Origin of the sequence: Zavarzinella sp. (genome assembly GCA_041399155.1) — a bacterium.
Taxonomy (GTDB): domain Bacteria; phylum Planctomycetota; class Planctomycetia; order Gemmatales; family Gemmataceae; genus JAWKTI01.
In genome coordinates this window covers 140,658-154,096 of the sequence record JAWKTI010000002.1, presented here as the reverse complement: position 1 = coordinate 154,096, position 13,439 = coordinate 140,658, and the positions used below count along the sequence as shown (strand labels likewise).

Below are 13,439 nucleotides of genomic sequence, written 5' to 3'. Positions count from 1 at the left end.
TGGCTATATAATCATTCGACTATATAGTGCACCGATATTGTTGTTTTTGGTTGTTCCCACAATCGTCTTCAGCCTGAAGGCTTTCGGCTTGAAGCGATATTCAGTACATTGCCCAGAGTGGTGATCAGGTGCGTGGCATCCACTTCTACACGCTCAACAAGTCCGACGCCAGCATCCAGATCTACCACCACCTCGGCGTCAGCGACTCCCAGGCCCTACGGGGGTAAAGTGCCACACACAGTTCACGGATGGTGCAGGTTAACAACGGGGTCCGCGATTGAGCATAGGGACTTCGAAGCGATGCCTGTACAAATCGCACTTAGCGCTTGCGTCCATTGCCCCGGTTCAGGACCTGGTAAACAAACCTACCTCGCGATACTATGGATGTGCATGGTATGCCCGAACACTCGTCAACCTAAGCCAACCCACCTTAAGGAGAATGTCCCCTTTTAGCCATTCCCATCGATTGAGTAGGCACGACTCCTTTAGACGCCTCTCATAGCCTACGAATTCCAGATCGCTGCCTTCTCATCATCGGAAAGTGCATCAAAGCTGTAGCCTTGAGAGACCAACCGTGTCCGCACTGCCTCTATGAATTCGAATACTGCGTTCTTCGTCCAGCGAGGATCTACCGTCTTTTGTTCACGGGATGTGAGGTTATCTACGACCCACTTGACCCAATCGTCAACCCAAATTCGACGACAGCATTCGCTTACCGTTTCCCATCCCTGAGGGAGTCTAGATGAATAAGGAGATCCGATCGCGTGCTTTATTTTCGAGTCTGCCCAGTCGCCTGCAGTGTCAACTGCTTCACTGTCAATCTTACTGCGATACGGCAAAGGGACAGAATTCACGCCAGTATATCCTGAATGGGTTAACCGATCAAGCCATCGTTTCAGAAATGGCGATGGCTCGCCGTCAACTAACATGTGCTCTTGGACGAGTGTAAGCAACTCCTGATCTGCTGGTCGCTTTAGCGGCGCGTAAGCATCGAACGGATCGTCAATTCTACACTTCTCCTCCAATTGAGCAAGTTGGCGACGACGCGCGAGGCCGTACCTCTTTTCATTAATCACCATGTTCAACATGCGGTTGATTTCATGGAATTCGATTGCTGAATGCCTCCAGTGCCTCCGGTCAGCGAACATGCTCACGAAGAAAGTAAAGAACAGGGGACCGATCTCGAAAGCACTTGATCGTTCGGACGAACCGTAACTCTCCCGAATGATCGAGAATCTCAGCCATGCGTAAATGAGAGCCGACGTTGGTTCCAGATCATTGAGTTCATTCTCAACCGCCACAAGGTCTTCACGCAGATTCGTGACCTGCTGTTCCCACCTGCGCCATTCAGCCTGCACTTCGCCAAGTTCTCGGTCAGCCGATTCCCCAGCATCCTGCAGAAACTGATAAAATACAGTCCGGAATTCATCCTCAGCGACCTGTGTCCCGCGTGCTTCAAACCCCTTTAGGTTAGCAGCAACTGTCATTTCAAAGTTATCTGGGACATTGCTGCTTTGTGCCCAGCGGTACCTGTTGCTCGCATTGCGCCAGCGGATTCCGATGTCGATCGCCTGCTCGTATCGTGTCTGTAGCAATGGAGCCAACAGTGATTTTGCGATTGGCTTCAACAACTGAGACAGAGTCTGCCGATCACACTCGCCGGATTTCGAGAGTCGCCGAAACAACTGGTGGTAATCTTGGTCTTCATATTCATTGCGTTCGAAGTTCGCACGGGGCGACCGAGAGTCGTCTCGTCGCAAAAGCCAGAGGAACGCCTCGCTCTTCTGCACTTCTTCCGGAAGCGAATCAATCTGGGATGACCACAGTATTTCCCGCAATGGTGCTACGGCGTGGCGTGAAAACAGTTCTGACTTAGCCATTGCTAAACCCTTACAACGCTAAAGAGCTGATTGAATGTTGCACTCGTGAAATACCGCCGAAGGAAATTGCGCGCGGAGTGTTGGTCGGTGATTTCTTTGAGATCGACGACTTCAAACGCCGTATCGTCGAGACTCCGAAACCAAGTAATGCAGGGCACGGCGCTGTAATCGAGGCCGAAATTAACGAGAACTTTGGCGATCTCATCACGGTCGATTGCCGGTCCTCCCAAGAGCGATTCGGCCGCGACTTGATTTTCGGAGCCGATCACGACCACACAGCCGTATAGAGAATGGAGAGAGTTGCTCGAAAAACCGGCACCTTGGGTGACGGGCCGATGAGCTACCGTGGTTGCCTCCGCAGCAGTGGCCGGACGCACTCCATACGATTCGGAGAAATATCGATACCAAACATGGTCATTCTGCTGTGCGTCAGCCACAAAATCACGAGGTGGACGATCTAGCACGAACAATGCACAACAGTCGCCGGTAAGGTGGTCGAGATCGAGCATTCCACCGTTATGTATGAAGGACCAGATTCCGGTGTCGGCGTTCGTGTACAACAGAAAGCCGTAGAGAACGAACCCTTCCTTTTCTAATTGGAGCCAGCATACGCGAATTGAATCCAAGTCTACGACGGGAATCATGGGTCGCTCATTTCTCAATATTGATGTTGTTTCCAAGAACAATCGTCGAGTTCGAGACGCCGGAAATGCTGTTGTTGGAGAACGATTGTGGCGAGGCTTGCGAAGCCGACGGAGTTGTATCTGCATGCTCTGCAAATGTTACAGGGCCGGTACGGAGAAAAGTGATCGCATACGCAGCGGCGACTTCGCAGGCATAGGTCCGCCAGCTTTCAACTTCTGGTGAATCCTTGTCTGGGTCAGCCAAGTCGGAGGTGCCGCGAACCATAAAGAATCCCGCTTTCAGCTTTGATTGAAATACAACGCGTGCAATTCCAGCGGCTTCCATCTCCACACCGATTAGCTTGGGCCAAGGCCTCGAATAAGCCTTAAGGAGTTTGCTTGATGCAACAACGTGATCACCGCTTGCGATTGGTCCAATATGTCGTTTCGGCTCGCCTTCGACGGGTCGCTCGCAACGAATCGCGTCGATCCAGTCGTTGCCCAAGAAGTTCTGTGCTCGCTCCAGCAAGCCAGTGTCAACTGGCTGTGCCTGCCAACGGATCTCAATAGGTTTTCCCGACCGATGTTTTTGAAGGGTGTAGTCGGCAATCTGACTCGCCACGAGGACATCACCCAACGCGACTCCCGCCTTCCGCACACCGCCCGCAATTCCAACGACAAGCACGTAACGTGGCGACCAGCGCCGAATCGCATCTGATGTCGTTGCTGATGCTTGCCCCGTTCCCATTCCGACGAGTGAAACGACGATGATGCGGTATGTGCCTTGGTGCCCGTCTTCGTGTCCGGCACGCATTAACGATTCGAAGTAGACACGGTTGTCCGCATGGTCTGGCGGTAACTGCTGTGGTGAATCTAATAATGACAGGACCGCGTCACGCTCTTCGTCTAGAGGCGTAACAATCAGGAAGTCGATGGTGTGTATGCTGTTGGGCATTCTTGTAGTAGCCATTCATGTGTTGATTTTTCAGTATACAATAATTTTAGCTTATTGATAATGCGCAGTAAACCACCAATGCTTCGCCTTTAGACGTAAACGAGACATTCCACTTTTCCTAGTACTTTGGCTTGCCTCGAGGTCGAAGTGTGGATTCAATGCCGAGTCTGTTTCAGATGCGGACAACATAACACACCAATAGACTTTGTGCCGAAAGTTATTCATTTAAGATTAATTTAATTTATTTTCCATGAGGTAATTTCTTCTGTCAAGCAAAATCTCATCATTTTTCTCAAAAATCTTACGGGCAAAGTACCGCATCTTGCATTATATAATCCTTACCGAACAAACCTTTGGATTGGATTGTTAATCAAAAAAGCATCCAGAAACGATGGCTGCGGAAATCGAATCTTTTCTGAGTTATCTGGCCACTCAACGCCAGGTTATTGCCAGTTTCAGAATCAGGGATGCTCGGCAATTCTGTTTCGTGATCAAGGGTTAAGGGCTGTTAATCGTCAGGGATCGGTGCAGAAATCTTAGCAAACCCCGGTGCTTATGATTGCCCCGCACTGTGCGTGGGTGGGGCAAGTAGATACTTTTCCAACTGTTGGCGAAATCGCTCTGGCAGTGGGTGGGATTTCATCTGACCATCTACTTTGATGCAGTGCACGGCGGTTATCCTTCCGACGGCTAACTGCACATCATTAGCAAAAAACGTGTAACGATAACGGACCGATTTCTGGCCGATCTCTTCCACCGCAACGTGGATCTGAAGCTGATCTGCAAATCGTGCGGGGCGGGCAAAATCGCACGTCACCGAGACCCGCGGGAAGCCATATGCTACCCCATTTTCCTCCCCATTGACGGAAAATCCCAACGACATCAGCATGTCGGTTTCTGCAGATTCCATGTAACGAAAAAAGTTCGAAAAATGGACAATCCCAGCCATATCTGTTTCGCCAAATTCCACGCGGCGGGTTGAAATAAACGGTGTGGTCACTTCAGGCTCCAGTGGTAACATGTTGTGGGGCAGGCACTTGCGCTGCGAGGTGGGTCAGATAGTCGACAGTACGCTGGGCCATTACTTCTGCAGAATAGTACTGAAAGACATTTCGTCTTCCTGTTTGACCCACCTCGCGGCAGTGGGCAGGATTTTGTAGCACACGGTGCATCGTTTGGGCAAAATCCCCCACCTGATTGCCAGCCACAACCCAACCACCGTGCGTCTGTTCCACCAGTTCCGGGAACGCACCGTGGTCGGGCACCACGACAGGCACGCCACATGCCAATGCTTCCAGCACCGGTATCCCTTTCGGTTCGTGGTACACTGCAGGCAGCACAAACAGGTCTAAGTCCTGCAAAAATGCAATTTTAGCCTTCAACGTGGGCGTATCTACATAATGAAACTGGCTTTCCAGGCCATGTTCCCGCAATCTTGCACAGGTGCGGGCAAAGTATTCCCGCTGATTATCACCAAGCCAGCCAGAAACCCTTAACTGGCAAGGTTTTGCGTCTGGCAACTGGTGCAGTTGAATGAAGGCATCGATCAGCCGATCAAAGCCTTTTTCCGGGCAGATCCGTGCCAGACAACCAATCACCGGTTCCTCACGTGGGCTGGGGGCGGCAATGTTCTCATAACTTTTTAATGAAATCCCGGGTGCCACCACGATCATTTTTTCTGCAGGCAGTCGCAGATAGCTTGCCATCGCAGTGGCGTAACTCTGGCTGGTAGCAATCAGCCCGGACAGGTCCGCACAGTTGGTACCAATCAGTTCAATCGCCCGTTCACGATCTTTCGCGTGCAAGGCTTCGAGAAAAATGTCGTCTCCCTGCAGCGTGGCCACAATAGGTACGTTGGTTTGCTTTCGCAGTGCAGGCACCACACCAGACAGTAATACATTCGTGAGAACGATCGCATCGGGCTGAAACTCCCGCGTGATGTGGTACACCAGGCGTTCAATTTCTTTATCCTGTTTGCCGTGCCGCCCCAGTAACATGGAAATGGTCAGGTCGCCCAGATCTTCATATTTTGTGCGGCTGGCAAAACGCGATACCCACCGCAACAGGCGGGGAAAATCGAGCAGCCGATCCAGAAAACGAGGGGTGTGTCGAAAAATCCACGATTTCTGCTGCAGATAGACGTTCACCCCGCCCATGTAAATGTGGGATTCTGCCACACTTTCTTCATCGGTGGTAATCGGCGTGTAGGTGGGAATCAGCAGTGCATCGTGCCCCAGGCGTTGCAGCGTCGCCACGAGGGTATTATCCTTCATGCACGACCCACAGAACATGCCCGCAGCACCGGCGGTAATATATGCGATCTTCATGGAAGTTATTTTAGGCGATTGCCCGTCTGCACTCAAAGGTGGGGCAATTTTCCGCAGAAGCACGGTCAGTTAGTCAACCGTTTGACTAACATCGTTGCGTAGCACCCCGCAGGTAGCTGGAATGATAATTTCAGCAGTTCCTTGCCTGGATTTTTGTCATCTTTGGCGTGCTCCCAGGTCAGATTTTCGGCCCAGATACAGGCAGGGCGTTCCCCTTTCGAGAAGAATGGTTCCTGCATTCCTTTAATCCGCATCTGATCCAACGGAAGCCCTTCATCCAGCATGACTTGCGACAAAATTTCCAGCCACGGTGCATCCGGTGGGGGTTTCAAGCGTGCGGACGGCAATGGCAAGCGCAGGTGCTGCCACGTTTCCTTCAATTCCGTGGGCACCCGTGTCGGGAAGACGTGCTGGCCGGATTTCAGCGTAAAATCGCCTAAATCCTCTGCTGGTAAGTGGTTACGCAGCCACTTTTCCAGAATTTTGTTCCACAGATAACTCTGATATGCAGACAAGTATAAACTTCGCAGGTCGGGCCGCAACCGCTTGCAGGCCCCCTTGAAGTCTGTGGGGTGATCGCACAGATAGGTGATCAGGCTGCGGGCATGCCCTTTGGGTAACTTCGCCTTCAACGTTGGCCAATCGCCCCAATGTTCCAACAGCAATGCCTTTTCCTGCTTTGCTGCGGCACGATCGTGGGCGTATTCCCCAGCCAGGGCCAGTTTCAGTGCCTCATCAAACCGTTCCAGGATCATCTCTTTGGCAATAAATCGACCATCCGTGCCCAGGCTGCCAAAGCGTTGATCATCAAAGTAGTTCGGAATGCCCGCGTGCTGGATCTGTTCCAGAGCGGTTGTTGCCACGTTGATTTCTTCTTCCGACATACTTCGTAATACCAGATCGAAGCGATTCGCAAGGATGTCTGACGATTGAAAATGCCGTGACACATAGCCCATGAACTCGACATCGACTGTTTGAAACTTCAAATTGGACGCGGGCCCACGGTCGATGGTGAAATACTGAACCGTTTGTGCGTGGCGATCCTTCAAACCACCGTACGAAAGTCGCCGCTGGTCGATTTTCCAGCGTCTGCGAATCCCATCAAGGGCATCATGGGTGGTCCAGCCACGTTTGGTGAGTTTGTAGAAGCAATACCCACCGGAACTGGGGAGGATACGTGGGATCTCTTCAACAATAAAATCTTCAGTAAATTGGCGTAACTTCATAATTTTTCAGAGGTTACGCTTCCAGAGTGACAACGGAATTGGTGGCAATTGATTGTTCGCACGCTTCGATCATTTTCTGGGCCGTGATGGCGTCATCCAGCGTCGACAGTGGGGGCAAACCACGGAAAATCGATTCCTGAATGAAATACTTCACTTCGTTCATCACCGAGCCCTGATAGGCCGTATAAGTCTGGGAGTGCACCAGACCGGGCTTGATTTCCACATGGTCACGATAGCTGTACCGTGTGCTGCCGGCAGTGCCAATCACCTTCACCATCACGGTCCAGGGGTCGGCGGCGTGGTCGTCTGCGGCAAAACTGGCACAGAAGTGGGCCAATGCACCGTTTTCCATCTCCATCTGCACCATAGCGATATCTTCCTGTGGGATTTTATCGTAGTGCAGGGTGGCTTTCATTGCACAGATTTTGCGTGGTTTGCCCACCAGATAGAGCAAAATGTAGGAATGGTGGGTCAGAATTTGCCGCACCACACCCGGGTAACGTGCGGCCACATCTTCCGGATGGTGGATGTTATACATTACATAGGCAGACACAATTTTGCCTAGATCACCATTGACCGCCAGTTCACGGGTGCGGTTCATCGAGGCTTCGTATATGTAGTTGTGGCCGGGCATGCACACCAGGTTTTTGGCTTCCGCCAATTGCTTCATTTCTGCAATTTCCGCAACAGAAACGCCCACAGGTTTTTCCACCAGTACATGCTTGCCGTGGGTAAGAGCCGCTTTGGTGTATTCCAGGTGGGTTTCCAGATTTGTCAGCACAAATACGGCATCGATCGCTGGGTCGGCACAAAGTTCTTCCACCGATGCGTAGTTTTTGCACCCGAACTCTGCTGCCCGCTGGGTAGCACGCTCCTGCGAGCGATTCCAGAGCCCCACCAGGTGGGCACCGGGGCACCTTCGAATCGCTTCCGCATGCAATACTGCGATATCGCCCGCACCGATGAAGCCCACGCCAACACTTTCTTTGGTAAATGCCATCAGACGCACCTCAACAACCATATTGGGAGAGTATTTGAATAATTGATTGTATTCAGTTTGGGGAAAACGATGGAACTTGGCACTGGATGTTGTTGCACGATCTAATTGCAATGTACCCAAATCCATGTAAAATACAACAATCTGTCTTGGAGAATTACTTGTGTCAATTTCAGAACCATCAAGCCGCAATTTCGCAGGTGTTGAGATCATGACTCTTTCAGAGTCTGCTGAATACCTTCGCGTTACCGAAGATGCTGTGCTGGAATTGGTTGAAAATGGCTCATTGCCTGCTCAACAGATTGGTGGTGAATGGCGGTTCCTGAAGCGTTCACTGGTCGATTTTTTACGATTTGGCCCCCAATTAGCACAGGATTTCAAGAAATTTCCCTCTTTGTGGATGCTTGAACATCCATTTTGGAATGATCTGATTGCCGCGCTTGAACATAGAATGCGTAGTCTGTCTGAACCAAAACAATCTTCCAAAGTACCAGGCTCTAATCAGGCAATTCTGAAACACTTTGGTGTGTTCAAGGAAGATGGCGACCTCATTGAACAACTTGCTCAGCTTCAAGTTTGGCGAGAGGCTGCCAGCGAATGATAATTTTTGATACAGACATCTTTACCCACTTTGCATACGGGAACGAAAAAGTAAGGGAAAAGATTAGAAAATTTGCAGATCAAGAATTTGGTGTTTCCATCATCACTCGTGTTGAAATTTTGCGTGGACGTGGCGAAAGTCTTTTGAAAGCGGCTACTGAAGATGAGTTGGCGAAGGCTGCGATGCGTTTTCAGCAATCCGAAGAGCTACTTGGAGCCTTTATCAGTGTGGGGTTCGACGAAAAATCGATTCAGCACTTTGGAAACCTGAAAAAACAGAAAAATTTGAAAAAGATGGGCCGCGCAGACATGCTCATTGCTTGTATAGCGTTGGCACATCGTAGCATCCTGGTCTCCAGGAACGTCAGAGATTTTAAGGAAGTCGAAGGGCTTCAGGTAGAGAACTGGCTGGAATAACACTGTTTGCAGACTACTCAATTCATGTATAGAAAATAATGCCCAGCCTGATTTGGGAGAATTGTCTTGAAACGAAAATCAGGCAGTACTGCTACTGCCTGAAGGATGTTTTTATGAAGATTCACTCATCAATGAGGCGATTCTCATCGATGAATCAGGATTTGCCGAAGGGGATTTTGTCCAGCACAGCATCTACCAGGCCATAAGCAGCAGCTTCGGTGGCAGAAAGAAAGTTATCGCGGTCGGTGTCCTTTTCAATCTGCTCAATCGTCTGCCCGGTGTGATGCGACAGCAACTGATTCAGGTGCTTCTTCATGCGAATATATTCATTGGCATGAATCTGGAACTCGGTGCTGGTCCCACGCAGGCCCGCCAGGGGCTGGTGGATCATAATGCGGGAGTTGGGGGTAGCAAACCGCTTCCCTTTGGCACCCGCAGTCAGCAGCATGGCCCCCATGCTGGCACACTGGCCCATGCAGTAGGTGGCCACATCGCACGATACATATTGCATCGTATCGTACAGGCCCATTCCCGCGGTAACCGACCCACCTGGACTGTTAATGTAGAAATGGATGTCTGCCTTGGGATCTTCCGCCTGCAGATACATCATCTGAGCAACCAGCAGTCCTGCACTTTCATCATCCACCTGGCCTTGCAGAAAAACAACCCGTTCTTTCAGCAATCGACCATAAATATCGTAGAGCAGTGGTTCTTTCCCATCGGAAGAGACCACATAAGGTACGGATGGCATCAACGTTCTCCTTATCCGTCAGTGACGGATCATGATGGTCAAACAACAGATAGAATAACCGCTTTACTTCGCTTCCGACTGGCGACTGAGCACCTGATCAATGATGTTGAACTCTTTGGCCTCTTCGGGGCTGAAGTAACGGTCCCGTTCGGTCTCCCGATTAACCACCTCAATGGGCTGCCCGGTGTGGCGGGCAATAATTTCATCCAATACCTTGCGGGTTTTCAGCATTTCACGGGCTTCAATTTCCAGATCGGAAACCTGGCCGTAACCCACCTGACCCCACGGTTGGTGCATCATGATGCGACTGTGGGGTAGTGCGTAGCGCTTGCCTTTTGAGCCAGCCGCCAGAATTAATGCCGCACCACTGGCTGCCAGACCCATGCAATAGGTGGCAATGGGGCATTCCAGAAACTGCATGGTGTCGTAAATTGCCAGTGTGGCAGTAACCGACCCACCAGGGCAGTTGATGTACATGTGGATTGGCTGCGACGTGTTTTCGTACTGCAGGTAAAGCAGTTGCTGAATAATTACGTTGGCAGTCTGATCGTTGATATCCGGATAGGGATTACGATCGTACGCACCAAGAAAGATAATGCGATTTTCCATCAGCAACGAGCCGATCGACATTTCGCGGGTGCGTTGATAATCTCGGGAACGCTGAACCTGCGGAGAAAACAGTGGTCCCATCATCGGAGCATCTTGGGAAAACATGCAACATTGACCTCGTTAGGTTACCTGGTTCCAAAACAGGACTATTCCGCTTCGGTGGTCGCTGCAGGTGCGGGCAACTGCTTGATCATGAAGTCGGGAATAATCGACTTGTTTACGAATGACGAATCAGTTTGCTGCTGATATTCGACATCTTCGTATTGTGCATTATTCAGAACGATGTCAAGGGCACGACGCTCGAGCAGTTCGCCAGCCAGAGTTTCGATCTGTTCGTTCTGCTCCAACTGGGCCCGCACCTTGCGTGGGGATTCGTTGTAAACACCTGCCAGCCGGTCGATCTCGGCATCAATATCGGCATCTTCGATTTCAATTTTCTCAAGTTCGGCAATTTTCTGCAGCACAAACTGTTCGGTCAGTGCCACTCGAACGTTCTGCACCGAATCCATCGAAAGTTCCCGCCGACGCGATTCAATTTCTTCATCGGTGGCACCATTTGACTGCATGTCCATAACCAATCGGTTATACACGCGTTGTGCCTGACGCAGAATCAGATCTTTCGGCAGTTCGATGGTGGTGGTTTCCAGCACTTTCCGCATCAGTTGGGTGCGGTAAGAGCGGCGTTGTTCCTGTTCCAGATTCCGGTTCAGGATGCCGAGCACCTTTTCTTCCAGTTGTGCGGAAGAAGAGATCTCCATTTCCTCCAGCATTTCTGGCGTAAGTTCTTTCGTGGCAGGCTCGTAGATGTTGTTGATGGTCAGTTTGGCGTCCAGAGTTTTCTTCTGAAGTGCTTCAGGCTGAACCGCATCCCCCAGGGTCACTTCCAGGTTGACGACCTGACCTTTCAGAGCACCCATCACTTTGCCAGCGAAATTGACAATCGAACCATCATTAAAGTTGATCCGCTCTGCCACTTTCACGGTCTGGTCTTTCACGGTGGAAAATGGCTTGCCTTCGTCTTCTACAGCCAGATCGAAGGTAATGTAGCAATTGGCACCAACGGGTTGATCGTCCGCCAGTGGCACAATCCCACCGATATCCAACAGTAACTTCTGGATGTACTGTTGAATGTCAGCATCATCGAAGTCACGGTGGGGGCGTTTGAGCGTCAGTCCTTTGTATTCGGGGACTTCAAATTCAGGCCGGACCTCAATATCGAACTCGTACACGAATGGGCCTTCTTCAGGCAAATTCGCTACTGCTTCAGGATCCAGTTGGGGTGGTGCGACTGGTGCCAGATTGGCATCTTCTGCCAATTGGTTGAGGCTGGCGGTCAGAATATCGCGACGCACTTCGTCGTTGATCACATTGCGGTGCTTGCGGATGAGATAGCTTCTTGGCACCTTACCTGGCCGGAAGCCAGGCATGGCGTTCTTCTGATCTTTCATGATCTCAGAGACTTTCTCATTGAACAAGCCATCAATATCTTCCCGATTGACTTTCACCACCACGTGCTTGACACATGGTGCTTTGGTCGAAATTTCAATCGTCTGCCGCAGTTTCCCCGCATCGGCAGGGGCTTCGGGAATTGTGATCACATCCGACATTATTCAACCACTCTTCGTATCGTTAAAAACCGTTGATAGAAAAAAAAAGCCGAGATGTAGGGATTATAGGCACCTTGGGGTTAATTGACCCACTAAGTTGCCCGGTAACCCCGCAATCTCGGCTGAACAGGCTATAAAGAGCGGGTGATGGGACTTGAACCCACGACAGCCACGTTGGCAACGTGGCGCTCTACCACTGAGCTACACCCGCACAAGGGTAATGAGAACAATATTATGGAGCAGGTCAATCAGCAAGTGGTTCGCGAAAAAAAGTTCGCAATTTTCTCCTGATCGGCGGGCGAAAGACGATCTTCTATCACCTGCCTAACCTGCCCAGATTGCCAACCAGACATGCAATCAACCTTCAATTCCTACGTTGGCATGTCAGAAGATGACTTAACCGGCCTGCAATTCAGGATAGACTAAAATTACGGTTCACTGCGATCGAAGTGGGCGATTGGAGCAGCAATCGCTTTTTAAGCAATCCGCGACTGCTCAACCGCGGACCGTTCACTACTCAAACACCTATGCAAATATACCGAGGTAAAACACTGCTGAGTAAAGACGCAGACTTCGCAGCATTCACCAAGTTTTACGGTGAAGCAGTTACCGACAAATCCCATGATCCATTTCTGCTTGTTCGCGGTGACGAAAAGCGTCTTCTGGTCGTTACCAACAACGGAATGGTAATGCTGTCTCTTGCGGCTGGCCCAAATGACTGTTTGGTTTCGTACGCATCATCGTACTCCGATGGCAGTCGTTCATTCGCGGGTTTGTCACGCCAACTTTCCGCAAGAGACGATAGCTTTGTCGAACCGATATTTGCAATCAAGGCGATCCGTGCATTTTTCGACCGGAAAAGATTGTCCGAACATATTGACTTTCGTCTTGGTACGCCGGATTCCGAGATCACGGAATTTCCATCACAAATGACTGCTCGAAAACAAATCGAACGACATCTCGTGGAAATGAGAGTCGTCGTTACTCCAGAGCTGAAATCGGACATGCAAGAAGTTTGCGAGTATCTCTCCGCAGTTGCCAATGACCCAGATGAGAACATCGATTTCGATGATGCGATCCAGATTGGCTCCCTGTGCGGCGGGCGTCTTAACCGTCGCCGTGACATTTATCTGTTTTCTTACCATTTGGACAAGGGAGATGTTTGGTCGTTCGAAGTTCCACGCACCGTGCTTGACGGGATTGCGGATGGAAGTATCGACAATCTCACCGTTGACGCGTCCGTCCCTAAAAATGTGACGAATAATGCGGTGAATCAGAGCGGCGGATCGGATGGGGTCTGAAATCAATAGTTCTTGGCTACCGTGGGTTGCCTCCAAGTTTTAGCCAGCAGATAAACGTCAATCGCGATTCAGGGTAAACTTACGGTTACGGCTGGCACTCACTTTAGTAAGATATTGGAGTCGTAATCCACTTTCTCGACTGCTAA

At 50.5% G+C, this 13,439-nt stretch carries 14 protein-coding genes and 1 tRNA gene; 3 read left to right on the top strand and 12 right to left on the bottom strand.

Annotation, left to right across the window (positions count from 1 at the left end; all coding sequences use genetic code 11):
• Positions 1-68 precede the first annotated feature (68 nt).
• The 8 genes from R3B84_10735 to R3B84_10700 form a co-directional block, all read right to left on the bottom strand.
• Positions 69-191 carry a hypothetical protein gene (locus tag R3B84_10735; GenBank protein MEZ6141035.1) on the bottom strand — a complete coding sequence of 41 codons (123 nt, stop codon included), beginning with the start codon at positions 189-191 and terminating at the stop codon, positions 69-71.
• 312 nt (positions 192-503) lie between these two features.
• Positions 504-1,880, bottom strand: a complete 1,377-nt coding sequence (locus tag R3B84_10730; GenBank protein MEZ6141034.1) for a hypothetical protein — start codon at positions 1,878-1,880, stop codon at positions 504-506.
• Between the two features lie 2 nt (positions 1,881-1,882).
• Positions 1,883-2,524 carry a hypothetical protein gene (locus R3B84_10725; GenBank protein ID MEZ6141033.1) on the bottom strand — a complete coding sequence of 214 codons (642 nt, stop codon included), beginning with the start codon at positions 2,522-2,524 and terminating at the stop codon, positions 1,883-1,885.
• Positions 2,525-2,531: 7 nt separating this feature from the next.
• Positions 2,532-3,458, bottom strand: a complete 927-nt coding sequence (locus R3B84_10720) for a 5'-methylthioadenosine/S-adenosylhomocysteine nucleosidase (GenBank protein ID MEZ6141032.1) — start codon at positions 3,456-3,458, stop codon at positions 2,532-2,534.
• A gap of 553 nt (positions 3,459-4,011) precedes the next feature.
• Positions 4,012-4,458, bottom strand: a complete 447-nt coding sequence (locus R3B84_10715) for a thioesterase family protein (protein MEZ6141031.1) — start codon at positions 4,456-4,458, stop codon at positions 4,012-4,014.
• Between the two features lies 1 nt (position 4,459).
• A complete protein-coding gene (locus R3B84_10710) occupies positions 4,460-5,785 on the bottom strand; it encodes a glycosyltransferase family 4 protein (protein MEZ6141030.1) in 1,326 nt (441 codons plus the stop codon).
• Between the two features lie 65 nt (positions 5,786-5,850).
• Positions 5,851-7,011 (bottom strand): tRNA pseudouridine(13) synthase TruD, encoded by a 1,161-nt coding sequence (truD, locus tag R3B84_10705; GenBank protein MEZ6141029.1) that lies wholly within the window; start codon positions 7,009-7,011, stop codon positions 5,851-5,853.
• 13 nt (positions 7,012-7,024) lie between these two features.
• Positions 7,025-8,221 carry a Gfo/Idh/MocA family oxidoreductase gene (locus tag R3B84_10700; protein MEZ6141028.1) on the bottom strand — a complete coding sequence of 399 codons (1,197 nt, stop codon included), beginning with the start codon at positions 8,219-8,221 and terminating at the stop codon, positions 7,025-7,027.
• On the opposite strand from R3B84_10700, the gene R3B84_10695 reads away from it, so the two are divergent.
• Together R3B84_10695 and R3B84_10690 are read left to right on the top strand one after the other, a co-directional pair.
• Complete coding sequence (locus R3B84_10695; GenBank protein ID MEZ6141027.1) at positions 8,220-8,609, top strand: helix-turn-helix domain-containing protein; 390 nt, start codon at positions 8,220-8,222, stop codon at positions 8,607-8,609. The two genes, R3B84_10700 and R3B84_10695, sit on opposite strands and share 2 nt — an antisense overlap.
• Positions 8,606-9,025: a type II toxin-antitoxin system VapC family toxin gene (locus R3B84_10690; protein MEZ6141026.1), complete on the top strand. Its 420-nt coding sequence runs from the start codon at positions 8,606-8,608 to the stop codon at positions 9,023-9,025. Before R3B84_10695 ends, R3B84_10690 begins: the two co-directional genes overlap by 4 nt.
• Before the next feature lie 154 nt (positions 9,026-9,179).
• On the opposite strand, the gene R3B84_10685 is transcribed toward R3B84_10690, so the two are convergent.
• The 4 genes from R3B84_10685 to R3B84_10670 all read right to left on the bottom strand — a co-directional run bounded on the left by R3B84_10685 (position 9,180) and on the right by R3B84_10670 (position 12,203).
• A complete protein-coding gene (locus R3B84_10685; protein ID MEZ6141025.1) occupies positions 9,180-9,776 on the bottom strand; it encodes an ATP-dependent Clp protease proteolytic subunit in 597 nt (198 codons plus the stop codon).
• A 63-nt stretch (positions 9,777-9,839) separates the two neighbouring features.
• Positions 9,840-10,490, bottom strand: coding sequence for an ATP-dependent Clp protease proteolytic subunit (locus R3B84_10680; GenBank protein MEZ6141024.1), 651 nt, complete (start codon positions 10,488-10,490; stop codon positions 9,840-9,842).
• A 41-nt stretch (positions 10,491-10,531) separates the two neighbouring features.
• On the bottom strand, positions 10,532-11,992 hold the full coding sequence (gene tig, locus R3B84_10675) for a trigger factor (protein ID MEZ6141023.1): 1,461 nt from the start codon (positions 11,990-11,992) through the stop codon (positions 10,532-10,534).
• Positions 11,993-12,131: 139 nt separating this feature from the next.
• Positions 12,132-12,203: transfer RNA gene (locus tag R3B84_10670), tRNA-Gly, on the bottom strand.
• 238 nt (positions 12,204-12,441) lie between these two features.
• Here R3B84_10670 and R3B84_10665 point away from each other — a divergent pair.
• Positions 12,442-13,293 (top strand): hypothetical protein, encoded by an 852-nt coding sequence (locus tag R3B84_10665; protein MEZ6141022.1) that lies wholly within the window; start codon positions 12,442-12,444, stop codon positions 13,291-13,293.
• Positions 13,294-13,439: the final 146 nt, after the last annotated feature.